Genomic DNA, 24,362 nt, shown 5'->3' with positions numbered 1-24,362 from the left:
TACCTGGGTTCGGTAGTTTGAAGCCTCAATCGGAGGTGTAAGTGCGACCCATCGACCTTGCCCGGGAACACGGGTTGTCCGCCCAGGCGGTCCGCAACTACGACGCCGCGGGCATCCTCCCGCCGACCGAGCGCAGCAAGACCGGCTACCGGCGCTACACGCCCCTGCACGCGCAGGCCCTGCGCGCCTTCCTCGCGTTGCGCGGCGGTCACGGGCACCAGCAGGCAGTGGAGATCATGCGCGCGACCAACCGCGGCGACACCGAGTCCGCCTACCGGCTCATCGACGCCGCGCACGTCGCGCTGCTCGCCGAACGCAACACCCGCACCGAGGTCGCGACGGCCCTGGGCAGCCTGTCCACCACGACACCCGCCCCCGTCCACGGTCGACCGCTGACCGTGGGCGAGCTCGCGCGCCGGCTCGGCGTGCACCCAGCGACGCTGCGCACCTGGGAGACCGAGGGCATCCTGCGCCCCGAACGCGACCGAGCAACGGGTTACCGCCAATACGGACCCGACTGCGTGCGCGATGCCGAGATCGCACGGCAGCTGCGCCGGGGCGGCTACCCGCTGCACCAGGTCGCGCAGTTCATCGATTCGCTGCGCGAGGCGGGCGGGGCGGACGCGTTGACCGCCTTCCTCGACTCCTGGCAGGACCGGCTGATCACGCGCAGCCGCACCCTTCTCTCCGGCGCGGCCCAGCTCGATGCCTACCTCACCATGCTCGATCAGACGCAGCAGGAGCGGCCGACGACGTGGTGAGGGCAGGGTCCCCGAGTCCTGGACCTGGTCAGGCGGTGCGCGATGAACCCGGACTGGTCGGGCAACGCCGGCAGCGCGTTGAGCGCCTTGGCTGGGCAGACTGGCCTCACCACCGCCGCAAGCTGATCCACACCACGGTCAACCAGCCGATGAACTCCCGCACGGCCGCGCTGGTGGGCGGCGACGATCGCGGCGGCGTAGTCGGCCTCGGCGAAACTACGCCGCTCCCCCTGCGACCCCGGTGGACACGCACCCGGTAGAACAGGTGCCCACGATGGCCGGGTGACCCTGTGGGGTGCCAGCAACCGGAACCCTTCAGGACTTGAGTTCCGCCTCAGGCCGGTCCTTGCGCCCGCTTCTCGTCCTGGGCGCGAAGCAACCCCTTGAGCACCTTTCCGCCCGCGTTGCGGGGGAGTTCGGGGACCACCACGAGGTCCTTGGGCATCTTGAAGGAGGCGAGCTGTCCGTCGAGGAACCCGGTCAGCTCCCGCAGGGACAGGTCGGCGCCAGGTGCGAGGGTGACAAACGCGACCGGCACCTGGCCCCAGCGCTCGTCGGACCTGCCGATCACGGCGACCTCCAGCACCGACGGGTGCTCGGCGATGACGTTCTCCAGTTCGGCGCAGTAGATGTTCTCGCCACCGCTGATGATCATGTCCTTCTTGCGGTCGACCACCCAGACGAAGCCCTCTTCGTCCTGCTTGACCAGGTCGCCGGAGTGGAACCAGCCTCCCGCGAAGGCCGCTGCGGTCTCCTGCGGCTTGTTCCAGTACCCCTGCGTCACGGTGGGCCCTCGGTAGACGATCTCGCCTACCTCGCCCACGGCGACGTCGTTCATGAACGCGTCCACGATGCGGTACTGGATGGTCGGGATCGGCCGGCCCACGGAGCCGAGCTTGCGCAGCGAGTCCTCCCCACGGAGCACGCAGGTGATCGGCGAGGTCTCGGTCTGGCCGAACACGGCCACGTTGAGGGCGTTGGGGAAGCTCTCGGCCATGGCTCGCAGCGTCGTGTCGCTCGCGGGCGCGGCGCCCCAGCTGATGATCCGTAGCCTCAGATCGCGCTTGCCGATGTCCGGCTGGGCGCAGATCAGGTCCCACTGCTGCGGGACATTGAACACCACGGTGGCGCCCTCGCGTTCGTAGGCCTCCAGCACCGCCTGCGGGTCGAAGGCGCCCAGCGGGTGGATCACGACCGTGCCGCCAACCAGGAAGTTCGCCACGATCGACCCCAGACCCGCGATGTGGAAGAAGGGCGCGGTCAGGAAGCCGACGTCGGAGTCGTCGAAAATCTCCATCGCCCGGATACAGGTGATCGCCTGCACCTGCAGGTTGCGGTGGGACAGCAGCACTCCCTTCGGCCGGCCGGTGGTGCCCGAGGTGTACATGATCAGCGCCGTTGACTCCTCGCTGACGTCGGGCAGCTCCATCGGCGCGCGTGCGGACAGGAACTCCTCGTACGCGGTGCGGCCCTCGGCCGCCTCCGACTCGCCGACGACGATCACCGTGCCGATCGACGCGGCGGCCGGCACGGCCTGGAGCAGCGGCAGCAGCTGTGCGTCGACGAGGATGGCCGATGGCGTGCAGTCGGCCAGGATGTAGTCGAGTTCCAGCGGTGCGAGCCGGAAGCTGAGCGGGACGGCCATGGCCCCCAGACTGTTCGCCGCGAACACGCTTTCCACGAACCACGGGTGGTTCAGGGTGAGCATCGCCACGCGGTCGCCCTCGGCGACGCCTCGATCGGCGAGCGCGGCGGCCAGTTGCAACGACCGCCGCGACAACTGCGCCCAGGTCGTGGTCTCCCCGAGGTAGCGCAGCGCGGGCTTGTTCGGTCGCATCATCGCGTGGGTGGCCGCGTGCGCCATCCAGTGGTGCCGGAAGGACCACGCGGGAGCCGCGTCGGTCGACATGGGGCCGCTCCTCGGGTGCCGGATCGGTGACGGGTCGCGGTGTGATTATGCCCTTCGCGCCGCCGGTCGAGAAGGAATATGTTAATCAGGAGTCACGCCGGAGGTGTCCAGGGGTCACCTGCGGGCAGCCCGCGTCGTGCCGGTCTCGGGGACCTGGTTCGTTTCGTGGTTGACTGGCGGGCATGGCCCTGTTTCCGCGTACGTCTGCTCGGGTGCCGCTGTGACCGCCGAGTCGACCGCGGCCGTTCGACCGCGCAACCGCAAGCAACTCATCGTCGAAGCGGCCGGTCGGGTGTTCAGCGAGCGCGGCTACCACGCGGCGTCCATGGAGGAAATCGCTACCAGCGTGGGCATCACCGCGGCGGCCCTGTACCGGCACTTCCCGAACAAGTACGCGCTGTTCGCCGAGTGTGCGAACGTCATGGTGGACCGACTCGTCGCCGCGCTCGACGAGGTGCCCCCCAAGGCAGCCTTGGCGGAGGTGCTCGCCGCCGTCACCCGAGTCACCGTCGCCCATCGTGCGTCAGGTGGCGTGTACCGATGGGAGGCCCGCTACCTCAATCGCGAGGATCGCCAGATTCTCCGGACGAAGTTCGCGCGCGTCGTCAGGCGGGTGACTGACGCGGTGCGGCGCGAGCACCCGCTCCCCGACGAGCACCTGCGAGCCGCAGCGGCCCTCGGTGCGATCGGGTCCATCACGATGCATCGCACCTCGATCGCCCAACGTCGGGTCGAAGACCTGCTGCTAGCCTCCGCCGAGCGCGTGGCCGCGACCGATCCCGCGGCGGCCATCGGGAGCGCGCGCTCCGTCGAACTGCCTGCCCAACCCGTGCCACGCACTCGGCGCGCGGAGATTCTCGCGGCCGCCATCCTACTGTTCGAGCGGGACGGGTTCGCCAACGTCACGAACGGCCGGATCGCCGAGGCAGTGGGGCTGGTCCCATCCGCGCTCTACCGCTATTTCCCCGGCAAAGTCGACATCCTGGCGGCGGCGTGCCTGCAGGCTGCGGGCCTGTTGGCCCAAGCGGTGGAACAGAACCTTCACGGGGTGACCGACCCGCATGACGCGGTGGTCGCACTGGCAGCGACGTACGTGGCCTACAGCTTCGAGCACACCGCGCTCACCAGCGTCGCGAACGCCGAACTCGTCGGCTTGCCAACCACTCTGCAGCGCCCCCTGATCGACGCGCAGCGTGAGCACATCGCTGTCTGGGAACAGCAACTGCGGCTGGCACGTCCGGACCTCGACTCGCGGCAGGCCCGGGTGCTGGTGCACGCGGGGTTCGGCGTGGTGGTCGAGGTCGGACGCAGACTGCGGTGGCGGGACAGCCCCGACCACCGTGACGCCGTTGCCGCCCTGCTCGTGGGTGCCTTGGGTCTGTAGATCTCGGATTTTCGAGGTGTCCCGCGCGAATGCGCCGCAGCGGGACACCTCACGGTCGAGTGCGCCGATTCAGGCTTCGGGCCGGTTCGCGGTGGGGATCGTGATGGGGGTGCTCGTCGGTGAGGTGCCGTTGTTGAGGAACAGCATCGCGATCGCGCGCACGAACTGGTCGAACAGGTAGAACCCGGCGGGCATGACGGGCAGCAGCCCCTCGCGGAACGCGATGTAGGCCGGCCATCCGGTGCGGATCAGGGCTGCCGCCGCGTAGTCACGTGGCAGTTCGAGCCAGTCGCCGATCTCGTTGCTGAGCACGTAGCGCACGAACTCGTTGAGGAATCCTCGGGTTACCCCCAGGTCGACCTGCGCGGTCAGCCCGAGCAACTCCTTGGCCAACTCCTTGCCCTCGGGCGTCGGGTTGAGGATCGGTGTGAGCACCTGCGCCGACTGCGCGTCCGCCTCGGCCCACGTCCTGGGGATGAACTCGTCCCGCACGCCGAGCAGGTGAATGGCGACCTGCCACATGTGCAGGAAGGCATCCTCGTCCGCAGCCGACATGGGGACGTGCCATTCGAGCAGCTTGCGGTGCACGAAGGTGCCCAGACTGTGGAAGGTGACCAGGATGTCACCGTTGCTGATCGGGATCTGCTCCTCGTTGGCCGCCCGCCAGTGCGGAGATCGCGGCAGCAGATGACGCACCGCCGCGTGCACCAGGCGCGTCTTGTTGGCTGTGACCACGAACTGCCCCGTGGGTTCGAAGGCGCTCACCTCGCTCAGGTCGTAGCCGAAGGTGAACGTCTTGGCCGCGCGGTCCTTCATGTTGGCGCCGCCCGCGGACCAGTAGACCGCCGTGGCCTCACGTGGGATCACCGTGCTCATGATGCCGCTGCCGAGGCCGTACAGCATGAACAGGTAGGTGTCCTTGCGCCGGTTGAAGTCGGCGGCGAGACGGAGCTTGGTGCGGTCGGCCCAGGAGGGCAACTGGTTGACCTGCTGTAGGTAGGCGGCGAGATCGGCCGGCAGTCCGTCCGGTAACGGGTCGCTGTTGTTCACCCACGACCGCATCGCGGAGTTGACCGCCGGAACCTGGCCGCTGTCGAGAAGCGCCGCCACCAGACGGTCCACCGCATCGTCCCAGACCCACCACGGGTCGGTGGCAGTGCTGGTGCCGGCCGCCGCTGACCGCGCCCAGGCCGGGACAGCGCCCGCCACGCTCGCGAGGCCCAGCGCGGCACCGAGGGACAGGATGCTCCTTCTGCTGAGACTGCTCATTTACTTAGCTCGCTTCCTTGGTAGGTGTCAGACGCTGCTTCTCCCGACTCGGTGCTGGCCACGGCCTTGTTTCCGACCCTGTCCCAATGTGAGATTTCTCGTTAACATAGCGAGGCGCGTCGCCCGTCGGCAAGGGCATCTCGACCCCGAACCGGTCCGCCACCTCGGAGGAGCTCACATGACCGCTACGACGACGAGCTCTCGACCTGCGTGGGTGACCGACGAGTTGGTCGCACAGTGGTGTTCGTGGGTGCGTCAGGACGTGACGCGACACGGGGACTCCGTGCCGGAGCCGGTGATGGCTGTCGCACCGTACGACCTGTCGCCGATCGCGCCCGTCCCCGTGTGCGCCCCGGAGGATGTCGCGGCCGCGGTTGTCCGCGCCCGGCAGGCCCAACCGGACTGGGCGGGGACCTCGATCGCGCGCCGTGGCGAGATGGCACTCGCCTTCCACGACCTGCTGTTGGAGCGGCAGGACCAGGTGCTCGACCTGATCCAGTGGGAAACGGGCAAGGCGCGGTATCACGCCTGGCAGGAGGTGGGTCAGGTCGCGGCGATCGCCCGGCACTACGCGCGCCGCGCAAGGCACTACCTGGCTCCCCGTCACGTGCGCGGCATGGTGCCCGGCCTGACGAAGGTCAAAGAGGTGCGTGTGCCGAAGGGCGTGGTCGGCGTCATCTCTCCCTGGAACTATCCGCTCTACCTCGGAATCGGCGACGTGCTGCCCGCGCTCCTCGCCGGCAACGCCGTCGTGTCGAAGGCGGATTCCCAGACCGCGCTGACCATGTTGTGGACTCGCGACCTGATGGCCGAGGCCGGCCTGCCGACCGATCTGTGGCAGATCGTGACGGGTTCGGGGTCCGTGGTGGGAACCGCCGTGGTCGAAGCCGTCGACTTCGTCTGCTTCACCGGGTCGACCGCCACCGGTCGCACGGTGGCGGGGCGTGCCGCGCGGCGACTCGTCGGGGCATCCCTTGAACTCGGCGGTAAGAACCCGCTCATCGTGCGCGAGGACGCCGACATCGCCGCCGCGGCGGCCGGCACGGCGGTGGCGGCCTTCGCCAACACCGGGCAGATGTGCATCCACATCGAACGCGCCTACGTGCACGAGAAGGTCTACGACGCGTTCCGCGACGAGCTCGTGCGCGTGACCCAGGCGCTGCGGCTCGGACAGTCCTACGACTACTCGGTGGACATCGGGCCACTGGTCTCACCAGACCAGCTGGCGGCCGTCGCGGCACACGTCGATGACGCGGTGGGCAAGGGGGCGTCCGTGCTCGCGGGCGGCCGCGCCCGCCCCGACCTCGGCCCGCTCTGCTACGAGCCGACGATCCTGGAGGGCGTCACGCCCGAGATGGCCGTCCACGGGCAGGAGACGTTCGGCCCGGTGATCTCCCTGTACTCCTGTGCCACCGACGAGGACGCCGTTTCCCTTGCCAACCAAGGGACCTACGGCCTGTCGGCATCGATCTGGTCGAGCGACCTCCGTGAGGCCGGTCGGATGGCCGTGCGGATCCGCGCCGGATCGGTCAACGTCAACGACGGCGCGGCGGCCGCGGCCGGCAGTGTCGAGGCCGGGATGGGCGGCATGGGCGACAGCGGGCTCGGCCGCCGTCACGGGGCCGAGGGGATCCGCAAGTACACGGAGAGCCAGACGATCGCCGTGCAGCGACTCATGCCGCTCGGCCCGTCGCCGAAGACGTCCGTGGCCAGCTTCGTCCGTCGCACCAACCGACAGCTGGCCCTGCTGCGCCGGCTGGGCTTGCGATGAGCGGCGACACGGCGCCCATCCTCGGCTCCTGGCGGGGCACCCGCCATCCGTCGAGCCAGTGTTGACCGGCAGCCGGTGGCACGGCAAGCGGTTCGTCGCGCTGGATGACGCCAAACCGCTGATCTGCCGGGCTGCCGACACTCTGCCGGGGCGCGGGGTCCATGCTGACAGGAACAGCGGCTACATGGCGGCTTCCAGCGGTAGGTCGCTGCCGCGCCAGGTGGCTGCCAACTCCTGCACTGGCAGGTTGAGCGCCTCGCCGAGGCAGACGATCGTGCCGAATCCGGGAGAGGGCAGTCGTCCGGTCTCGATCTTGCGCAGGGTTTCCGGCGAGATGCCAGCCGCGTGCGCGACCTCCGCCAGGTCGCGTCCCGCTCGCGCGTGGCGCAGCAGGGCGCCGAGACGCCTGCCGGCTTCGATCTGCTCAGGTGTGAGCGGTTGGCGGACCATGCCCCCAGGATATGACTGGTATTACTATACCGGCAAGTGTTAGGGTGCCGGTATAACTATACCAACACCCCTGTGACGCGAGGTACTCGTGATCGAACTGAAGACGCCTGCGGAGATCCAACGCATGCACGTGGCCGGGCGTTTTGTCGCCGAGGTGCTCTCCGAGGTCGGCCAGCTCGCCGACGTGGGCGTCAACCTCCTGGACCTGGAGCACCACGTGCGCGGCATGATCAAACGGCGCGGGGCGGAGTCGTGCTACTGGGACTATGCGCCGTCCTTCGGACGCGGCCCGTTCCGCAACGTCATCTGCCTGTCGGTCAACGACGCCGTCCTGCACGGCCTGCCCCACGACTACACGCTGCGCGACGGCGACGTACTCAGCGCGGACCTCGCGGTCAGCATCGACGGCTGGGTGGCCGACTCGGCGCGCACGGTCGTCGTCGGGACCGCCACCGAGGAGGACCTGCGGATCATCCGTGCCACCGAGGAAGCGTTGGAGGCTGCGATCGAGATGGCGCGTCCGGGCAACAGACTGGGTGACATCTCGGCGGCCATCTGGGCGGTGGCCCGCGACTACGGTTATCCGGTCAACAACGAGTTCGGTGGCCACGGCATCGGCCGCACCATGCACGAGGAGCCCCACGTTTCCAACAAGGGCCGGACAGGGCGCGGCCTCACGCTCCGGCCGGGCCTGACCCTCGCGCTCGAACCCTGGTTCGCCCGCACGACCGACCGGATCGTCTACGACGCCGACGGCTGGACCATCCGGTCGGCCGACGGCTCACGCACGGCCCACTCCGAGCACACGGTCGCCATCACCGAGGACGCCCCCTTGGTGCTCACCCGGCGCGACACGGAGCACCCTGTAAGGCAGGGTGATTCGGCCAGCCGTCTATCCACAAAGGACGCCTAGCTGTTGCGGGTCATGACGTTGGTGACAGCCGGCAGGGCCTGAACGAGCGGACGGGTCTTTCAGCGGCAGGACGAGAAGTACCACCAACTCGTCCGCCGACCGAAAGACCCGTCCGTGCTCCACCACACCTTGCCCACCGACATGGGCAGGAGGCGAGATCACCACACCCTGAGGCGTCAGAAGGCACTGCGGACGGTGCCGCCGTCAACGCGGATCGTCGCGCCGCTGATGTACTCGGCGTACGGGCCGCACAGGTAGGCGACCGCGCCGGCGATCTCCTCAGGCCTGCCGTAGCGGACCCGGTCGTTGGGCACGATCTCGCGAACCGAGTTGTACTCGATCTCCTCCCAGGTCTGACCCCAGCCGCGCTCCGGCGCCAGCGCGGTCAGGAAGTCCTGGACCGCGGGGACGAGGATCGCGCCGGGCGCGACAATGTTGGAGGTCACGCGCGTACCGGCCAGGTCGCGAGCCAGCGAGACCCCCAGATTGTGCCGGGCGGCCAGGGACGCGTTGTAGTGCGGATGACTGTCGAACGGCTGCATGCCCAGACCGCCACCGATGGTGACGACCCGTCCGTAGTCGCGCTCGCGCATGGCGGGGACGAGACGCTGGATCATCCGCACGCCCGAGACGACGTTGACGTTGTAGGTGTGCAGCCAGACATCCGGCGTGGCGTCGCCCCAGCTCAGGTGTTCGTAGCCGCCGGCGTTGTTGACCAGGATGTCGACGACGCCGTCAGCTAGCGCTTGCTCGGCGGTCAAGTCCGCCCCGGCGTCGGTGCCGAGATCGCCCACCGCGACGGCCGCCTTTCCGCCGTCCTCGATGATCGAGTCGGCGACTGCCTGTGCGCGCTGGGCGTTACGGCCGTGGATCACGACCTCGGCGCCCTCGGCGGCGAGCAGTCGGGCGGTGGCCTCCCCGAGCCCGGACGTCGAGCCGGTGATCAGTGCCCGACGTCCCGCGAGCTGTAGATCCATGAGAACGTCCTCCGATCAAGGGTTATGTATACAGTTGTATACTACCCTCAGTTAAGTTGCCGCCTGTAGACTTGCTGGCATGAGCCGCAGCACACCCCGCGCGCGCAACGCGGCCGCGACCCGGCAGGCCATCCTCGACTCGGCGATCACGGCATTCACCCGCCACGGATACGACGGCGTCGGCCTGCGCGAGATCGCGGCCGCGGCCGGGGTGACGGCGATCCTGGTCAACCGCTACTTCGGCTCCAAGGAAGCCTTGTTCACAGAGGTCGTCGACGTCTCCTTCGCGCAACCCACGATGGTCCCGCAGGAGCCGGCAGACCCGGCCGACCTCGCCGCCCTGACCGCCCGCGCCCTGGTCACCCGCACCGCCCCGGAGGCCGACCATCTAGGCCCGTTCGAGCTGATGCTCAAGTCGGCGGCCAACCCGAGGGCAGCGGAGATCATGCGAGCCGGCATCCAGAAGCACGTCGGCGCCCGGTTCACCGGCGCCCTGCGGGGTGCTCATGCCGAGCAACGTGCCGAGCTGGGACTGGCCCTGCTGGCGGGCACCTGGCTGATGCGCCGGATCATCGGCACCCCCGCACTGCGTGCGGCCGATCCCGAACAGCTGACGACTCAGGTCACCCGCATCCTCGCGGCGGTCGTCGAGCCACCCGCTGGGTCGGGTCCTGCGATCGGCTAGGTCCGGCTGAGGTTGTCCATGATCAGGCCAAGGGTGAACTCGAACCGGTCGTGTCCGGTGCCGGAGGTCAGCTCGGCGGCATAGCGTCGGGTCTGCGGAAACGTGTCGGCCGGCAGCGCGGTGAACCGGCGTAGCAACTCCTCGCGGCTGAGGACCCATTCGTGGTCCGGATGTTTCCGCCGCTGCTGGACCAGCGACTGCTCCAGGGCGTAGGCGCTGACGTAGAGGGACAGGGCATCGAGGGCCCAGGCGGCGGTCCGCGGTTCGATTCCGCCCGCGAGCAGGATCGCGAAGAGCCCTTCGCGCACCCGCAGCGTGTGGAGGTTGGTGGGAACCGTGCCCAGTGCGGCGCGGGAGACTCCGGGGTATTTCAGGTACTGGTCGCGGATCTGCGTGTACACGCCGAGGATCTGCTTGCGCCACGTGGCCGGGTCTGGTTCGGGGAGCACGACCTCGGAGTAGAGCCGGCCGACGAGCAGGTCGTCGATGTCGTCCTTGTTGAGGATGTGCGCGTACAGCGAGGACGGCCCGGTGTCGAGCACCGCGGCGACTCGACGGATGGTCAGCGCGTCATAGCCCTCGGTGGCCACGACCTGTAGGGCGGCGTCGGTGATCCGGTCGACCGTGATGGGCTTCTTGCGCGGCGTCGACCTTGCGGAGTCCCCAGCTGGCTGGGCGTGACGAGCTGCTCGGCGTTGTCGGGGATCGGAGGGCATGCCGGCCACTATAGCTTGACACGAACTAAGTTCGCCCAGTAGAACTTAGTTCGTTCGCGACGAACTAAGTTCGCATCGACTTGGTTCACCCGTGCCCTGTTCAGGAGGTATGTGATGCGAGTTTCCGTTGCCGGAGCCGGTCTGGGAGGTCTGTGCCTGGCGCAGGGCCTGCGTGGCGCCGGGATCGAGGCCGAGGTGTACGAGCGGGACCCGGCGATCTCCGCGCGGTTCCAGGGCTACCGGCTCGTGCTGAGCCCCGTCGGGTTCGAGGCGCTGCGCGGCTGTCTGCCGCCGCGGTGGCACCCGCTGCTGGACGCGATCGTCGGTGACGCCTATGGCGAGCGGCTGATCCTGGACCCGCGGCTGAACCAGATCGGCGAGCTCGGCCCCGGCAGGCCCGGGATCGTGGTCGACCGGCACGTGCTCCGGCACCTGCTGCTGACCGGACTCACCGTGCGCACCGGGGCCGCGCTGACCGGCTACGACGTGCTGGCCGACGGCAAGGTCGAAGCCCGGTTCGCGCACGGCGACCCGGCCACCGCCGACCTGCTCGTCGGGGCGGACGGGGTCGGCTCCGCCGTCCGTGCGGTGCTGTCGCCGCAGACCACCCCGACCGACACCGGCGTCCGGTTCGTCATCGGCCGCACGCCGCTGACCGAGCGCTTTGCCGGACTGACGCGGGCCTTCGGCTCGAAGATCGCCGGGGACGGGGTGAGCCTGCTGCTCGGAGCGATGCGTTTCCGCACCCCGCCGAAGGAGGCGGCCGAGGAGCTGGCGCCCGAGGTGACCCTCCCCGATGTCCGCGACTACGTGCGCTGGGCCATGATCCTGCCGCCGAACGGCTCGCTCGGCGCCACGACCCCGCAGGAGGCCGTGCTGTCCAGGATGGCGGGCTGGCATCCGGACCTGCGGGCGATCATCGAGCAGTCCGACCCGGACAACAGCACCCTGCTGTCCATCCGGGTGGTCGAGCCCCGCGAGCGCTGGGCGCCCGGTCCGGTCACGCTGCTCGGCGACGCGATCCACGCCACCTCCCCGACCGGCGGCAACGGCGCGAACACCGCCCTACGCGATGCCGACCTGCTGCGCCGCTGCCTGATCGAGGCCGCCGAGGGCCGCCAGGACCTGCTCGGCGCGGTCGGCGACTACGAGCGCCAGATGTTCACGTACGGCGCCGAGGCCGTGCGCCACAGCCTCGACGCGCTCCCCGCCTTCGTCCAGGGACCGGCATCGGCCTGACAGCGTGCGTCAGGACCTGCTGAACAGTGTGGATGCCGGACACCGGGCCTTCGTCGGAACATGTGAGGACATCACCGAGTTGCGTGACGAGGGCGGCATCCCGGAAGCGATGCTGGCCTCGCTGCGCCAACTCACCGTCCATTGTGGCCAGTGCCGAAGCTTGAGGGGACCGTCGCCGATGGCGCACTAGCGGGACGCTCAGGGCTCCTGTGGCTTGCGAACCAGCAGGTGGGCCTGTTGGAACCGCTCGCCCTCGTGAGGCTCGCGCAGCAACCGGGCGACCTCGACGAACCCGGCCTGGCGCAACAGTTCCGCGAGACTGTCGGGCGACCATCGATAGGCGAGCGAGACCTTGTGGTCGAATTCCTGGGGCAGCGGATCGTCACCAGCGAAGAATCCGAGCAGCAGGTGGCCGCCCGGCGCCAGCACTCGCTGGAACTCGGTGAACACGACCGGCAGTTGCTGCGGTTGTGTGTGGATAATGGAGTAGAGAGCCAGAATTCCGCCAAGAACTCCGTCGGCGAGGTCCAGGGCGGTCATCGACCCCTCGTCGAACCGCAGGTCCGGATGCGCTCGGCGGGCCAGGGCGACCATCGCGGAGGACAGGTCGATGCCGAAGGTGGTCGGCCCGAGCGCGTGCAGGTGTGCCGTCACATGGCCTGGGCCACATCCGATGTCGGCGACCGGTCCGGCGTCCTGGGCCTGCACAAGTTCGGCGAACGCGGCCAGCAGTGCACGTTCCATCGGTAAGGTCTCAAGCACGTTGCTGAAAAGCTCGGCGTAGCGGGACGCAACGGCGTCGTAGGCAACCCTGGTGTCGTGCAAGGCGGAGGGCTCGGTCACGGCGGGAAGCTACCATCGTCGGTCCCCCACTCCTCTCAGGGCAGTGCGCGGATCAGCACGAGTGAACCGTTCAGATGCGGCTGTCGACGCAGGTGGCCGTACCGGTCCTCCCACGCGCCCGACGCCAGGTCCGCGCGGAGTCGCTCCGTGTACTCCTCGGCCTGTTCCGGCGGGACGAAGCTCCAGGCCGAGCAGGACTGGCGGGCGGCCGGGTCGAGGAGGCGTTCGGGGCGGGCGTAGTACGCCTCGTTGAAGCCGTCGACGCAGTCGGCCGGGATGGGCACGGTGATGACCTCGGTGTGACCGCCCAAGGTCGCGGTGATGTCGCGGATCGCTGGGTACCGGCGCGCCTCGGTGTCGAGCACCAGCGGGGCATAGTCGTACAGCCAGAACTCGCGGACCCGGTCAGGATCGCAGGTGAGCACGACGACCGGGCCACGCGCTACCCGACGCATCTCCAGCAGCCCTGACTCCAGGTCGCTCCACTGGTGCACGCTGAACGTGGTCATCGCGGCGTCGAAGGCGTCGTCCTCGAACGGCAGGTGTTCGGCGACCGCGTCGATCGCCACGGGGAGGTGTACCGGCCGTTGGGCGCGCATGGACGCCGACGGCTCCACAGGGGTCACGGTGAAGGCCGCCGACTCGTACGAGCCGGCCCCGGCGCCCACGTTGACCACCGTGCGCGCACCGGCCAGCGCCTGCTCGATGAGCGCGGCGATCCGCGGCTCCGGGCGCCGGTAGGCGGAGTACGACCCGCCGATCGTGCCGTAGTCCGCGTCACCCGCGCTGCCGTCCGCCGTACGCCGTGTCATGGGGTTCCCTTCAGCCATGTCAGTACCTGCCCGGCATGTTCGCCGGGTGAGTCGATGGGATGGAACACGTGCTCGATCACGCCGTTCCGGACGATCAGAGTGATCCTCGCGTACAGCCGCGTCCCGCCGGCCTCGAACGTCGGCAGACCAAGCAGGGCCGCCAACTCCAGGCCTGGATCGGACAGCATCGAGAACGGCAGCCTCAGCCGCGTGACGACTTCGCGCTGGTAGGCGACGCTCTGGCTGGACAGGCCGTACACGGCGGTGGCGCCCGCGTCGATGACCTCGCGGTGGTGGTCTCGGAACCCACAGGCCTCGGCCGTGCAGCCGCGCGCACCCGGGATGGTGTCCCAGCCTTCCGGCAGATCCACGTCCGGTCTGCCGGTCAGCGGGTACAGGTAGATCACCGACCGGCCGAAACCCAGCTCGGCCAGCCCCACTCGGGCTCCGGTCGTGGCGGTCAGCGCGACCGCCGGCATGTGCCGCCCCACCAGATCCTCGGCCGCGGCGTCGAGATACCCGGTCGGCGCGCTCGACGCAGCATCGGCCGGCGCCGCACAACTGCTGCGGTAGGCGGCATTGCGGAGACGCACGACCAGTCGATCACGGCGGGCCGTCAGATCCTCGATCCGGTGGGTCAACTCCTCGATCGCCGTCCGGTACTCGGCCATCGAGGACGGACAGTCGTCCGCCAGCTCGGCCCCAGACTCCAGGCACTCCAGGAACGGCCGGGTCCGCTCGGCAGGAATCCCCAACTCGCGCAGGACCCGAAGCTCACACACCACCCGCACGTCCCGCTCGTCAAACGCCCGGTACCCGTTCGCCAGCCGCCGCGGCGCGATCAACCCCAGCGCCTCGTAGCGCCGGACCGCCTTCGCGCTTACCCCCGCACGACGCGCCACCTCACCGATCCGCACCGATCCCCCTCCCCGACAATCGGAGCGAGCGTAAACCTTGCCCCCAGGGGGAAGGTCAATCAGAGGTAGGTTGCCAAGTGCGCGTCAGACCTCGAGCGCCCAGCGCACGTACCGCATCTTCGGCGTGAAGCCGGCCTTCTCGAAGACCCCGGACGCCCCGGAACGGTTCGCCGAGTCCACGCTCAGGCTGGCACGGTCGTAGTCCTGGTCGGCGGCGGCCCGCAGTGCGTGCCCGATCAGCGCGCTGGCCACGCCCCGCTTCCGGTAGTCCCGGAGCGTTCCGATGACCATGAAGTGCGCGTCACGGATGCCGGTGGCCACCGTATCGGCCTCCCAGGACATGGTCACCAGCATGCCCGCCGGAACCCCGTTCGCCACATCCCGGAGCAGGAAGCTGACCTCGGGCCGGAACGTCTGGTTGATGATCTTGTTCTTCCAGGAGTCCACCGGCATCGGCACCGCACCCCAGTGGTCCTTGAACGACTCGTTCCGGGTCAACCGGAAATCCTCGTCGTTGCGCTCCGACCACGGCTCGACCCGCAGCCCGTCGGGGATCGCCGCGTCACCGAGCGCGTCGCCGAGCGGGCGCTCCATGCGCTGGTAGTAGCGGACCGGCGCGAAGCCCTGGGAGCGGAGGAGTTCGGCCACGCCGGCGATGTGCTCGCACTTGTGGACGTCGACCACGAGCTTCAGTGTCGGGTGATGCAGTGCGTGCAGTACCTTCGCCGCCGCCACCCCGGCCTCCACGAGCGCGGTGCCGACACCCCGGCGGCGGTACTCGGGGTGGACCCCGCCGTCCATGAAGACCCGATGGACCTCCTCCGCGGACGGCTTGTAGCGGATCTTCATGTAGCCGACCATCACCTCGCCGTCGAAGGTGGCAAGACTCGCGCGCTCCAGGTCCGCGTAGGGGTCGATCAGCTCCTGGAGGGTGTCCTCCTCGTTGTAGTTCTCGCCGATCTTGTCCACGGTCTCGATGGCGTTGAGGAGGTCGGCCGACGCCTTGGCGTCCTCGCTGGTGAGCGGCCGCCACGTGAGGGAGGTGGATCCTTCGTACATGCGGCCGACGGTAATCCCTGCGCGTGCGGACTGTCGCCTTGTTTCCGGACCGTTGACCACTTCAGTTCGGCAGGGTCGTCCGCCATGTGGAGCCGGTGATCGACATCTCCGGCCGGCTGGCGGGGCCCTCTGTGACACGGGCAGATCTGACCGGCCGCGCGGTCCGGCGCGGACGCATCCTCGGCGGCCTGATCAACGAGTACCACCTCGCTGCTTGACTGGCTTTATGGTGGCGAACTCGCTGGCCACACCGCCAAATCGTGTTTTCGAGCCCCACACCCTCTTCAGTGGGTGAAGACGACCGCGACAAAGCGCGCGATCACGATGGACGCCTCGGCTGGACTGATGTCGCGCCGCGCCAGTTGGAGCAGGAGACCCTCGACGAGGGAAAGCAATCCGCGCGCATCGCGTTGCGCATCGTCGAGGGAGTGGCGGGGTGCGCTCATGCGGATGGCCGCGGCGATCACTTGTGCGAGCCGATCAGAACCGGCGGACAGGCGCGCCGACATCTCCGGGTTTTGCGCGGCCCTACCCACCACGGTCAGCCAGGCCATCACCTGGATCTGCCAAACGTTGTCCGGCACCGGCGCGGATGACGGGTCGGAGCCCTCGGCAGCCCCGGGGATCATGCTCTGAAGTACCCGGCGCACGGTCGACTGGGCGTGCTGCGGATCGGCAAGCGTGGTGAGTTGGCCGACGAGCTGGTCGTCGAGGGCGTCGAGTACCCCTCCGACAGCGTAGTTGAGAAGGTCGTCGGTCCCGGCGAAGTAGTGCTGGACCGATCCAAGCGACAGCCCTGCCTCCGCGGCGACCCTGCGCAGGCTAACCGCACTCCAGCCGTCGCGGTACGCCACTCGCCACAGCGCGGCCGCCACCTCGTCCCGCCGCTGCTTGCGATCAACGATCTTCGGCACCGGGCCTCCTTTTTTGGTACAGTGACCTATATTAGAGCTCGGCAAGCCGACGGCCAAGGGGGGTCACTGGTGGATGTGGTTGTCCGCACAGAGTGTGGTGCTGTACGCGGTGAATCGCGCGAGGGATACTCGGTCTTCCTCGCCATTCCGTATGCCGCGCCCCTGGACGGCGCCCGTCGCTTCCAGGCGCCGGCTCCAGCACTCCCCTGGGATGGCGTACGCGACGCACAGGCTTTCGGCTCCTCGGTTCCGCAGCCGACGAGTTGGCAACCCGGCGACGACTCGGAGTGCCTCACCGTCAATGTGTGGACCCCTGATGTCACGTTCTCCGGGCTGCCGGTCATGGTGTGGATCCACGGCGGCGCATGCATGGGCGGCACTGCCGCCACCACCGACTTCGACGGCGCGGCCTTTGCCGCTGCGGGAATCGTCCTGGTCACGCTGAACTACAGGGTGGGATACGAGGGCTTCGGCTGGGTCGACGATGCCCCGTGCAACCGGGGCGTGCTCGATCAGATCGCCGCACTCCGCTGGGTGCACGACAACATCACCTCCTTCGGTGGAGACCCGGACGCGGTGACCCTGATCGGACAGTCCGCTGGCGCCTCGTCGATTGTGGGCCTGATCGCCGCTGATGGTGCGCCAGGGCTCTTCCGACGCGGAATCGCGCAGAGCCCGGGAAAGATCTTCGTTCCCGCCGACGAGGCCCGCGCCGTGTCAGCGATGATCACGTCCCAACTCGGCGTTCGCCCAACGGCCGACACCTTGGCGGAGGTGCCGCCCCAGGCAATTCATGCGGTACAGATGGCGCCGGTGGCGATCATGTCGAGTGAACCAGCACGGTGGACCCACCCGAACGCGCCGTACTCGCTGATCATCGACAACGAACTGTTCGACGCTCCTCCGTGGCTACGCACGCATCAGTCCGCATTCGGAGTGAGCCGGGAACTCATCTGCGGGTTCACCACAGACGAGGCCCGGATGTTCACCGTCGACACAGACCTGTCGGCAACCGATCCCGCCGATACCGCTCGCGCTTGCGGCCTGAGTGTGAGCGCAGTTCAGGACTATCGAACCGGGAATCCCGGCATCACCGACGACGAGCTTCACGCCCTGATCCTGTCCGATGCCTTGTTCCGGATACCCGCCCTGTGGTGCGCCGAGGCCAACGCCGACGCAGGAAGGAGCACCTATCTGTACGAGTTCGCGTGGCCGAGCCCGGCGCGCAACGGTGCGCTGCGGGCCTGCCACGGCCTCGATATCCCCTTCACCTTCGACGCACCCCACAGCCCCCTCGCCGCCAGTCTCATCGGCCCTGAGGTTCCGCCAGACTTCCATCCACTCTCGACCGCAATGCGCAGTGCCTTCGCCGCGTTCGCCACAACCGGCGACCCGGGCTGGCCGCAGTTCGACAGCACCGAACGAATCCGCCAGATCTGGAAAACACCACCCGCGCTGGGCAGCGACTCACTGTCGACGTCTCGTCGGATCTGGCCAAAGCCTCGCTCTTCATGAGGCGCAGCCCGAGATCCTACAGGCTGCCTTTTTCATTTCGGGCATCAGATCTTGATCGACCGCTGTCTTACCGGGAGCTTCGCCCACCACACATCCCGCCACTCCACCTACGCCATGACCTCCAATGCCACAACGAAAACGCCCAGTACGTGGCCGCGGCCTGACGAACCTGTCACCTACCTGCCCTGTCCGTGGGGCCCGCCTGCGGACAGGGCACGGTTCGGCATCACCGTGCGCACAACCGGTCCAGCGCCGACTGGCTCTCCTCGTCCGCGGCGCGGTAGATCACCAGCAGTTGGTCCGGATCTTGGAGTGGCCGGAGGGTTTCGAACTGCACGGCGATCACACCGACCTCGGGATGCCGCATGACCTTGCGCCCGCGGCCGTTGATCCTGACGTCGCGCTCGGCCCACAGTCGCGCGAAGTCCTCGTTGTCGGCGGTGAATTCGGCGATGAGGTCGGTCAGCGCCCGGTCGTCCGGGTGCGCGGCCCACGCGGCGCGCAGGTGGGCGATCCCTTCCCGCACCACGCGTTCGCGGTCGAGGTAGAACTCACGCACCTGCGGGTGCATCAGGCACAGCCACATCGAATTGCGCTGCGAGGGCAGCAGGGTGTCGAGGTCCACCAGCAGCCTCGCCATTTCGGCGTTCCAGGCCAGGATGTCGTAGCGGTGGTTCAGGAGCATGGCCGGCAGCGGTGACAGGTCGTCGACCAGCCGGGCCAGCGGCGGCGTCGCGGTGGTGACGAGCTTGTCGGCGTCGCGGGGTCGCTGCCGGGCCAGGTCGAAGAGGTAGGCGCGCTCGTCGGGAGCCAGGCGCAGCGCCCTGGCCAGCGCCTCCACCACGTCCGCCGAGGGCCGCAGCCCGCGCGCCTGTTCCAGCCGCACGATGTAGTCGACGCTGACCCCGGCCAGTTCGGCGACCTCTTCGCGACGCAGTCCCGGGGTGCGCCGGGTCTGCCTGCGCGGCGGCAGACCTAGATCCCGCGGATCCAAGCGCTCGCGCCGAGTCCGCAGGAACGCAGCCAACTCCCGGGTCCTGTCCACTGTGGCGGTCGTCATGATCGCTGCAACAGCCAGGGTGGGACTGGTGTTCCCAGGAACGTCTTTCCCTTACCCCCGCCCCGCCGCGGTCACAGACTCGCTGTCGACAACGGATCACAAGCGCAGGAGGACTCCATGTCGCTCACCCTCGACAGCTACCGGCTACTGGGCCGCTCCGGGCTGCGGGTCTCACCGCTGGCGCTGGGCACGGCGACCTTCGGCACCGAGTTCGGCTGGGGTGCCGAGAAGGACGAGGCGCGCAAGCTGTTCGACACCTACGTCGAGCGTGGCGGCAACTTCATCGACACCGCCATCACCTACACCAACGGCAGCTCCGAGCGTCAGTTGGGCGAATTCACCCGCGACAACCGCGAGAGCCTGGTGCTGGCGACGAAGTACACGACGCTGCGCCGGCCTGGCGACCCGAATTCCACGGGAAGCCACCGCAAGAGCATGTTCGCCTCGGTGGAAGCCAGTCTGCGGCAGCTGAACACGGACTACCTCGATCTGCTCTACCTGCACGTGTGGGACTTCACGACGCCGGTCGAGGAGATCCTGCGCGGCTTGGACGACCTGGTCCGGCAGGGCAAGGTCTTGTACCTGGCGATGTCCAACGTCCCGGCCTGGGAGGTCTCGCGCATGCAGGCGATCACCGACCTGCGTGGCTGGTCGCCGCTGGTCGGGCTGCAGGTCGAGTACAACCTGATCAACCGGGCCGCGGAACGTGACCTGATCCCCATGGCACGGGCGATGGGACTGGGGGTGACCCCGTACTCACCGCTGGCGGGCGGCCTGCTCACCGGCAAGTACAGCCGCGCGGACCTGACCGCGGCGAACGCCGGATCCGGGGAAAGCACCCGCAAGAGCTTCAACGCCGGCCTGGGCATGGTCACCGAACGGAACCTCGCCATCGCCGATGTCGTGAAGGAGGTCGCCACGGAGCTGGGCCGCACCCCCGCACAGGTCGGGCTGGCCTGGACCCTGCAGAACCCGGACGTGACGGCACCGATCATCGGCGCCCGCACCCCCGAGCAGCTCGAGGGCAACCTGGGTGCCCTGGAGGTCGACTTCACCCCCGCCCAGCTGGCCCGTCTCGACGAGGCCAGCGCGATCGACCTCGGCTACCCGCACGACCTGCTCGCCAGTGACCACATCCGCGCTGTGACCAAAGGAGACCTGAAGATCGAAACCCGCCGCTGATACCCCCTGAACAGGTGGGGTGACGACGTCGGCAACCGAAGTCTCCAGGCGTTCCCCCAACTCGTCGACGTGCTCGGCGAGGTGGCAGCACGGCCCGAAGCCGAGTACTGGGCCTTCTCGTCGTGGCGTTGGAGGTCATGGTGCTGGTGGAGTGGCGGGATGCGTGGTGGGCGAGGCTCCCGGTAAGACAGCGGTCGACCAAGATCTGATGCCCGAACCGGGAGCCTCGAGGTGGCACGGTGACCAACCACGATGAGGTAGCGGCTGTCCGACCGTTGACACTGGCTTGGGTGAGCCGGCACCTGGATGCCGGCGAACGGGTCGTCAGAACCCAGGTGCTGCACGGCGGCATCACCGCCGAAATGCGGAGGCTGACTATCGGCACGCGGCACGGAGGCACCCGCGACCTGGTGCTGCGGACCTTCGTCAACATGGAGCACGCCGAGGACTGGCTGAACAGGGAGGCTGCTGCCCTGACCCTGTGCACAGGGACCGGCGTGCCGGCTCCTGGACTGGTCGCGGTTGATCCGACCGCCTCGCATTGTGAGTACCCATCGCTCCTGATGACGCATCTGGCGGGCCAGACGGTCCTCGGCGATGAGGGAGTGGAGACGCGCGTCCCTCTGCTGGCCCGTCAACTCGTAGCGATCCACGCGTTGCGACCCGCGCAGCGGCCCCGGGAGTTTGTGGCGTTGACGACCGCCGACACCGTCGTGACCCCACAGGGCGCCGACGCGGCGGCATGGGCCGCGGCGATCGAGGTGATCCGCAAGCCCGCACCGCCCTATGAAGGGCGGCTCCTGCACCGGGACTTCCAACCCGGCAACGTGCTGTTCGACGTGCCGCCCCCAAGTCCGGCAGGTACCCGGATCACCGGGGTCGTCGACTGGGCAGCGACCTCCTGGGGCCCGACGGATCTCGATGTGGCGCACTGCTCCACCAATCTCGCGCTGCTGCACGGCCCGGCGTGGGGTCTGCGGTTCGCTGAGGCGTATGAGGAGGCTGGCGGGGTGCTGGCGGCGGCCGCGAGCGAGCGGCTGTACTGGCGGGTGCGGAGCGGGCTCGCGTTCTCAGAACAAGTGCGGTTGGTGTCGCAGCCATGGCGGGAGGCAGGCAGGACAGAGTTGACGACGCGAGCCGTGGAGACGCGGCTGGATGCCTATGTCACCGCCCTGATGAACGCACTGGCCTGAGCAGACATCGCAGCCTGACTGTGACGACAGGGCATAGTTGGCATCAAAGTCGGCGCTGACCGCAGCGAAGCTGGCTGTCATGCCGAGTTGCGTGTGTTCGCACGCGTAAGGCCCACCCGTCCAGGCGCAGGCGCCGCGCCGCTTCACCACCGACGATCGTCTACGGTGACAACTCCGGCCCGCGCATTTGGCTGGAACACCAAAAGGTGCGCCGATAGGCGGTGGGAGTGGTGTCCAGTGCGCGCCGGAAGTGCAGCCTCAGGTTGGCCGCTGTACCCAGCCCGCAGTCCCGCGCCACCCGATCCACCGAGTGGTCGGTGGTTTCCAGTAGTTCCCGCGCCCGGCTGAGGCGGGCGTTGAGCAACCACTGCAACGGGGTCGTGCCGGTTTCCTCGGTGAACCGGCGCATGAAGGTGCGCTGCGAGATGCCGGCGTGCTTGGCGAGCACCCGTAGAGTGAGCGATTCGTCGAGCCGTTGCAGGGCCCAGCCCCGGGTACTGGCGAGCGAAGCGTCACCGGCCACCGCGACCGGAGCCGGCACGTACTGGGCCTGTCCGCCCTCACGATGCGGGGCAGCCACCAAACCGCGAGCGATCTGATTGGCCACCGCCGCCCCCAGATCGCGGCGCACCAGGTGCAGACACAGGTCGATGCCGCAGCACACCCCTGCCGAGGTGAGCACGTCACCCTCATCGACGTACAGCACGTCGCGATCGACCGCGACAGCCGGGAAGTCCCGCTCGAGGTCCTCGATGTGCTGCCAGTGCGTCGTGGCGTGCAGCCCGTCCAGCACACCGGCCGCGGCCAACGCGAAGGCGCCCGTGCAGATCGACACCACCCGCCGACCCTGATCACGAACCTCGGCCAGCACGTCGAGCGCGGCTTGCGGTGGCCGCAGGACCGGCGCGAATCCCGGCACGATCACGGTGTCGGCGGCGCGCACCTGTTTCAAGCCCCCACTGGCGACAAGGGTGAAACCCGCGTTGGTGGCCACCTTCGAGTCGAGCGCGCACACGGTCATCTCATAGGGAGTCTCCGGTCGGGCATTGAAGATCTGCGTCGGGATCGCCAGATCGAGCGGGGTGACCCCGTCCAACACCAGCACCGCGACTCGGTGGACCGCCATGGCAAGATCCTAACGAAGTGGGGCAAGTTTGCCACTCGCCAGGTCAGGGCGGGGACGGCAACCCTGGAGAGCATGACCGGACCGACCCCCACCGCCCCAGCCCGCGAGCCAACCGACCAGCTGATCGGGCTGCCGGGCACACCGTTGGCCGACGCGATCGTGAACCTCATCCGAGCGGTGGAAACGCCGTCGGTGTTCAACCACAGCGTCCGGACCTTCCTGTTCGCCCGGTTGGTGGCCGCTCGCCTCGCCCTGGTCGTCGACCACGACTACGACGCCGACCTGCTCTTCGCCGCGTGCGCGATGCACGACCTCGGCGTGGCCTCGGACGGCCCGCACACTCGACGGTTCGAGGTCGAAGGCGCCGACCGGGCCGCCGAATTCCTCGTCGAGCGCGGAGTGCCCGCAGCCGACGCCGACGAGGTCTGGCAGGCCATCGCCCTGCACACCTCTCCCGGCATCGCGGAACGCCGCGGCGCGCTGTGCGTGCTCGTCCGCGAAGGCGTCGCCCTGGACTTCGGCGGCCCGCTGGGAGCCGACCACCTCGACGCCGTCACCGACGCGCAGGCCGACGCCGTCCACGCCGCCTATCCACGGCTGGAGATGATCCGCTCGCTCACCGACGCGATCGTCGCCCACGCCGCGAAGAACCCGAACAACGCTCCCCGGTACGCGATTCCCGGCGAATTCCTCCGCGAACGCGAGACCTTCGGCCAGACCCGGCTGGAGCACGCCTGCCGCTCGTCCCGATGGGGCAACTGACTCCCTGACCACGACCCAGCCAGCAAGGAATCGGACTCACCGCGATGACCATCCACACCGTCACGATCCCCGAGGACAACGCGATCTTCGGACAAACCACCGGCGCCTTCGCGCGCTTCGGCTATTCGGCCGCGGTCCGCGCGCACGGACTGCTGTTCATCGCCGGCACGATCGGCCGCCGCGCCGACGGAACCATCCCAGAAACCATCGAAGAACAAACCGAGATCGCCATCCAGCGCATCAAGGAGATCCTTCGGCTGGAGAACCTCGACCTCACCGCCCTGGTGGATGTCACCAGCTACCACGTCGACATCCACCAGCACATGCCCGGCTTCATCGAGGCCAAACAGCGTCTCATCAACGCCCCCTACCCAACTTGGACGATCATCGGGGTCAGCGGCCTTGCCAGCCCGGGTTTGCTCGTCGAAATCCGCGCGACCGCCGTCTACCCCGACAACACCTGACTCCCCCGGTCCCGAGTGACATCGGCTCGCGTGGGCCCGTGACGACGGCGGACGCGTTGGGGCAGCGGAGTCCCAGCGCGTCCGCCCTCATCACGAAACCTGCCCCGTTCCACGAGAGCAGCCGAACATCCGCCCGTGCCGCGAGTCGCGCGGCGACTGGTGTCCGCACATGCCGACGAGCCAGCAACCTCTCGTGATGTCGGTCCCCAAGCCTCACTGTCCGGTGCGTCGAAGGTGTAGCTGTAGGGCAGTCCAGCTGCGGAACACCAGTAGTCACCGTGATTCCGGTAGTCCGACCCGGAGGGATCCCGGGGCATGCCTTCGGCGGTCATCTCCTCCGCCACGATCGGCTCGACCCGCTCGGCGGTGTGCGGGCTCAAGACGACCAACGCGGTCCCACTCATGGTTGGGAGTAGACAACATCCGACCACGCCGCTGCCA

General features: G+C 68.6%; 25 protein-coding genes and 1 pseudogene. 14 read left to right on the top strand and 12 right to left on the bottom strand.

What is annotated here, in order from left to right; translation table 11 throughout:
* The first annotated feature begins 41 nt into the window (after positions 1–41).
* Positions 42–761 carry a MerR family transcriptional regulator gene (locus KALB_RS11835; RefSeq protein WP_025355928.1) on the top strand — a complete coding sequence of 240 codons (720 nt, stop codon included), beginning with the start codon at positions 42–44 and terminating at the stop codon, positions 759–761.
* A gap of 334 nt (positions 762–1,095) precedes the next feature.
* Here the strand turns inward: KALB_RS11835 and KALB_RS11830 are convergent, their stop codons facing one another.
* Positions 1,096–2,670: a long-chain-fatty-acid--CoA ligase gene (locus KALB_RS11830; protein ID WP_025355927.1), complete on the bottom strand. Its 1,575-nt coding sequence runs from the start codon at positions 2,668–2,670 to the stop codon at positions 1,096–1,098.
* Positions 2,671–2,890: 220 nt separating this feature from the next.
* Between KALB_RS11830 and KALB_RS11825 the strand changes: the two genes are divergently transcribed.
* Complete coding sequence (locus KALB_RS11825) at positions 2,891–4,054, top strand: TetR/AcrR family transcriptional regulator (protein ID WP_025355926.1); 1,164 nt, start codon at positions 2,891–2,893, stop codon at positions 4,052–4,054.
* 69 nt (positions 4,055–4,123) lie between these two features.
* Here the strand turns inward: KALB_RS11825 and KALB_RS11820 are convergent, their stop codons facing one another.
* Positions 4,124–5,323, bottom strand: a complete 1,200-nt coding sequence (locus tag KALB_RS11820) for an oxygenase MpaB family protein (RefSeq protein ID WP_025355925.1) — start codon at positions 5,321–5,323, stop codon at positions 4,124–4,126.
* A gap of 178 nt (positions 5,324–5,501) precedes the next feature.
* Here KALB_RS11820 and KALB_RS11815 point away from each other — a divergent pair, with 178 nt between their 5' ends.
* On the top strand, positions 5,502–7,094 hold the full coding sequence (locus KALB_RS11815) for a succinic semialdehyde dehydrogenase (protein WP_025355924.1): 1,593 nt from the start codon (positions 5,502–5,504) through the stop codon (positions 7,092–7,094).
* A 28-nt stretch (positions 7,095–7,122) separates the two neighbouring features.
* Positions 7,123–7,221, top strand: a pseudogene (locus tag KALB_RS50180) (GXWXG domain-containing protein); the annotation flags it as partial.
* A 53-nt stretch (positions 7,222–7,274) separates the two neighbouring features.
* Here KALB_RS50180 and KALB_RS11810 read toward each other — a convergent pair.
* Positions 7,275–7,544, bottom strand: coding sequence for a helix-turn-helix domain-containing protein (locus tag KALB_RS11810; RefSeq protein ID WP_025355923.1), 270 nt, complete (start codon positions 7,542–7,544; stop codon positions 7,275–7,277).
* Between the two features lie 88 nt (positions 7,545–7,632).
* On the opposite strand from KALB_RS11810, the gene map reads away from it, so the two are divergent.
* Positions 7,633–8,457: a type I methionyl aminopeptidase gene (gene map, locus KALB_RS11805; protein WP_025355922.1), complete on the top strand. Its 825-nt coding sequence runs from the start codon at positions 7,633–7,635 to the stop codon at positions 8,455–8,457.
* A 176-nt stretch (positions 8,458–8,633) separates the two neighbouring features.
* On the opposite strand, the gene KALB_RS11800 is transcribed toward map, so the two are convergent.
* The gene (locus KALB_RS11800) at positions 8,634–9,434 is read right to left on the bottom strand and encodes an SDR family NAD(P)-dependent oxidoreductase (RefSeq protein WP_025355921.1); all 801 of its coding nucleotides are present in this window, start codon (positions 9,432–9,434) and stop codon (positions 8,634–8,636) included.
* 79 nt (positions 9,435–9,513) lie between these two features.
* On the opposite strand from KALB_RS11800, the gene KALB_RS11795 reads away from it, so the two are divergent.
* Positions 9,514–10,119, top strand: coding sequence for a TetR/AcrR family transcriptional regulator (locus KALB_RS11795; protein WP_025355920.1), 606 nt, complete (start codon positions 9,514–9,516; stop codon positions 10,117–10,119).
* On the opposite strand, the gene KALB_RS11790 is transcribed toward KALB_RS11795, so the two are convergent.
* The gene (locus KALB_RS11790; RefSeq protein WP_025355919.1) at positions 10,116–10,844 is read right to left on the bottom strand and encodes a TetR/AcrR family transcriptional regulator; all 729 of its coding nucleotides are present in this window, start codon (positions 10,842–10,844) and stop codon (positions 10,116–10,118) included. The two genes, KALB_RS11795 and KALB_RS11790, sit on opposite strands and share 4 nt — an antisense overlap.
* Before the next feature lie 105 nt (positions 10,845–10,949).
* Here KALB_RS11790 and KALB_RS11785 point away from each other — a divergent pair, with 105 nt between their 5' ends.
* Positions 10,950–12,074 (top strand): FAD-dependent oxidoreductase, encoded by a 1,125-nt coding sequence (locus KALB_RS11785; protein ID WP_025355918.1) that lies wholly within the window; start codon positions 10,950–10,952, stop codon positions 12,072–12,074.
* 4 nt (positions 12,075–12,078) lie between these two features.
* Complete coding sequence (locus KALB_RS46455; RefSeq protein WP_148309438.1) at positions 12,079–12,264, top strand: hypothetical protein; 186 nt, start codon at positions 12,079–12,081, stop codon at positions 12,262–12,264.
* An 8-nt stretch (positions 12,265–12,272) separates the two neighbouring features.
* Here KALB_RS46455 and KALB_RS11780 read toward each other — a convergent pair whose 3' ends face one another.
* The 4 genes from KALB_RS11780 to KALB_RS11765 form a co-directional block, all read right to left on the bottom strand.
* On the bottom strand, positions 12,273–12,917 hold the full coding sequence (locus KALB_RS11780; protein WP_025355917.1) for a class I SAM-dependent DNA methyltransferase: 645 nt from the start codon (positions 12,915–12,917) through the stop codon (positions 12,273–12,275).
* A gap of 35 nt (positions 12,918–12,952) precedes the next feature.
* Positions 12,953–13,729, bottom strand: coding sequence for a class I SAM-dependent methyltransferase (locus KALB_RS11775; RefSeq protein WP_025355916.1), 777 nt, complete (start codon positions 13,727–13,729; stop codon positions 12,953–12,955).
* Positions 13,726–14,646 (bottom strand): MerR family DNA-binding transcriptional regulator, encoded by a 921-nt coding sequence (locus KALB_RS11770; protein ID WP_025355915.1) that lies wholly within the window; start codon positions 14,644–14,646, stop codon positions 13,726–13,728. The genes KALB_RS11775 and KALB_RS11770 overlap by 4 nt, the downstream gene beginning before the upstream one ends.
* An 84-nt stretch (positions 14,647–14,730) precedes the next feature.
* Positions 14,731–15,705: a GNAT family N-acetyltransferase gene (locus tag KALB_RS11765; protein ID WP_025355914.1), complete on the bottom strand. Its 975-nt coding sequence runs from the start codon at positions 15,703–15,705 to the stop codon at positions 14,731–14,733.
* A gap of 95 nt (positions 15,706–15,800) precedes the next feature.
* On the opposite strand from KALB_RS11765, the gene KALB_RS49805 reads away from it, so the two are divergent.
* Positions 15,801–15,923 (top strand): hypothetical protein, encoded by a 123-nt coding sequence (locus tag KALB_RS49805; protein WP_268872246.1) that lies wholly within the window; start codon positions 15,801–15,803, stop codon positions 15,921–15,923.
* Positions 15,924–15,989: 66 nt separating this feature from the next.
* Here KALB_RS49805 and KALB_RS43805 read toward each other — a convergent pair whose 3' ends face one another.
* Positions 15,990–16,619: a TetR/AcrR family transcriptional regulator gene (locus tag KALB_RS43805; RefSeq protein ID WP_025355913.1), complete on the bottom strand. Its 630-nt coding sequence runs from the start codon at positions 16,617–16,619 to the stop codon at positions 15,990–15,992.
* Positions 16,620–16,688: 69 nt separating this feature from the next.
* Between KALB_RS43805 and KALB_RS11755 the strand changes: the two genes are divergently transcribed.
* The gene (locus KALB_RS11755; protein ID WP_025355912.1) at positions 16,689–18,134 is read left to right on the top strand and encodes a carboxylesterase/lipase family protein; all 1,446 of its coding nucleotides are present in this window, start codon (positions 16,689–16,691) and stop codon (positions 18,132–18,134) included.
* 226 nt (positions 18,135–18,360) lie between these two features.
* Here KALB_RS11755 and KALB_RS11750 read toward each other — a convergent pair whose 3' ends face one another.
* A complete protein-coding gene (locus KALB_RS11750) occupies positions 18,361–19,194 on the bottom strand; it encodes a helix-turn-helix transcriptional regulator (protein WP_025355911.1) in 834 nt (277 codons plus the stop codon).
* Positions 19,195–19,311: 117 nt separating this feature from the next.
* Here KALB_RS11750 and KALB_RS11745 point away from each other — a divergent pair, with 117 nt between their 5' ends.
* Both KALB_RS11745 and KALB_RS11740 read left to right on the top strand, forming a co-directional pair.
* On the top strand, positions 19,312–20,376 hold the full coding sequence (locus tag KALB_RS11745) for an aldo/keto reductase (RefSeq protein WP_025355910.1): 1,065 nt from the start codon (positions 19,312–19,314) through the stop codon (positions 20,374–20,376).
* A gap of 239 nt (positions 20,377–20,615) precedes the next feature.
* Positions 20,616–21,569 carry a phosphotransferase family protein gene (locus tag KALB_RS11740; protein WP_025355909.1) on the top strand — a complete coding sequence of 318 codons (954 nt, stop codon included), beginning with the start codon at positions 20,616–20,618 and terminating at the stop codon, positions 21,567–21,569.
* A gap of 160 nt (positions 21,570–21,729) precedes the next feature.
* Here the strand turns inward: KALB_RS11740 and KALB_RS11735 are convergent, their stop codons facing one another.
* Positions 21,730–22,695 carry a GlxA family transcriptional regulator gene (locus tag KALB_RS11735; protein ID WP_025355908.1) on the bottom strand — a complete coding sequence of 322 codons (966 nt, stop codon included), beginning with the start codon at positions 22,693–22,695 and terminating at the stop codon, positions 21,730–21,732.
* A 72-nt stretch (positions 22,696–22,767) separates the two neighbouring features.
* On the opposite strand from KALB_RS11735, the gene KALB_RS11730 reads away from it, so the two are divergent.
* Both KALB_RS11730 and KALB_RS11725 read left to right on the top strand, forming a co-directional pair.
* Positions 22,768–23,457, top strand: coding sequence for an HD domain-containing protein (locus tag KALB_RS11730; RefSeq protein WP_025355907.1), 690 nt, complete (start codon positions 22,768–22,770; stop codon positions 23,455–23,457).
* Positions 23,458–23,501: 44 nt separating this feature from the next.
* A complete protein-coding gene (locus tag KALB_RS11725; RefSeq protein WP_025355906.1) occupies positions 23,502–23,921 on the top strand; it encodes a RidA family protein in 420 nt (139 codons plus the stop codon).
* Positions 23,922–24,362 lie beyond the last annotated feature (441 nt).

Source organism: Kutzneria viridogrisea DSM 43870 (assembly GCF_000525635.1).
Classification (GTDB): domain Bacteria; phylum Actinomycetota; class Actinomycetes; order Mycobacteriales; family Pseudonocardiaceae; genus Kutzneria; species Kutzneria viridogrisea.
This window is presented reverse-complemented; position numbering and strand designations above follow the sequence as displayed.

Bases quoted from the DNA above. Each gene is read 5' to 3' on its own strand.
- KALB_RS11830 (WP_025355927.1), bottom strand. From the start codon at position 2,670: ATGTCGACCGACGCGGCTCCCGCGTGGTCCTTCCGGCACCACTGGATG.
- KALB_RS11820 (WP_025355925.1), bottom strand. From the start codon at position 5,323: ATGAGCAGTCTCAGCAGAAGGAGCATCCTGTCCCTCGGTGCCGCGCTG.
- KALB_RS11815 (WP_025355924.1), top strand. From the start codon at position 5,502: ATGACCGCTACGACGACGAGCTCTCGACCTGCGTGGGTGACCGACGAG.
- KALB_RS11810 (WP_025355923.1), bottom strand. From the start codon at position 7,544: ATGGTCCGCCAACCGCTCACACCTGAGCAGATCGAAGCCGGCAGGCGT.
- KALB_RS11800 (WP_025355921.1), bottom strand. From the start codon at position 9,434: ATGGATCTACAGCTCGCGGGACGTCGGGCACTGATCACCGGCTCGACG.
- KALB_RS11795 (WP_025355920.1), top strand. From the start codon at position 9,514: ATGAGCCGCAGCACACCCCGCGCGCGCAACGCGGCCGCGACCCGGCAG.
- KALB_RS11785 (WP_025355918.1), top strand. From the start codon at position 10,950: ATGCGAGTTTCCGTTGCCGGAGCCGGTCTGGGAGGTCTGTGCCTGGCG.
- KALB_RS11775 (WP_025355916.1), bottom strand. From the start codon at position 13,729: ATGACACGGCGTACGGCGGACGGCAGCGCGGGTGACGCGGACTACGGC.
- KALB_RS11765 (WP_025355914.1), bottom strand. From the start codon at position 15,705: ATGTACGAAGGATCCACCTCCCTCACGTGGCGGCCGCTCACCAGCGAG.
- KALB_RS11750 (WP_025355911.1), bottom strand. From the start codon at position 19,194: ATGACGACCGCCACAGTGGACAGGACCCGGGAGTTGGCTGCGTTCCTG.
- KALB_RS11745 (WP_025355910.1), top strand. From the start codon at position 19,312: ATGTCGCTCACCCTCGACAGCTACCGGCTACTGGGCCGCTCCGGGCTG.
- KALB_RS11735 (WP_025355908.1), bottom strand. From the start codon at position 22,695: ATGGCGGTCCACCGAGTCGCGGTGCTGGTGTTGGACGGGGTCACCCCG.
- KALB_RS11730 (WP_025355907.1), top strand. From the start codon at position 22,768: ATGACCGGACCGACCCCCACCGCCCCAGCCCGCGAGCCAACCGACCAG.
- KALB_RS11725 (WP_025355906.1), top strand. From the start codon at position 23,502: ATGACCATCCACACCGTCACGATCCCCGAGGACAACGCGATCTTCGGA.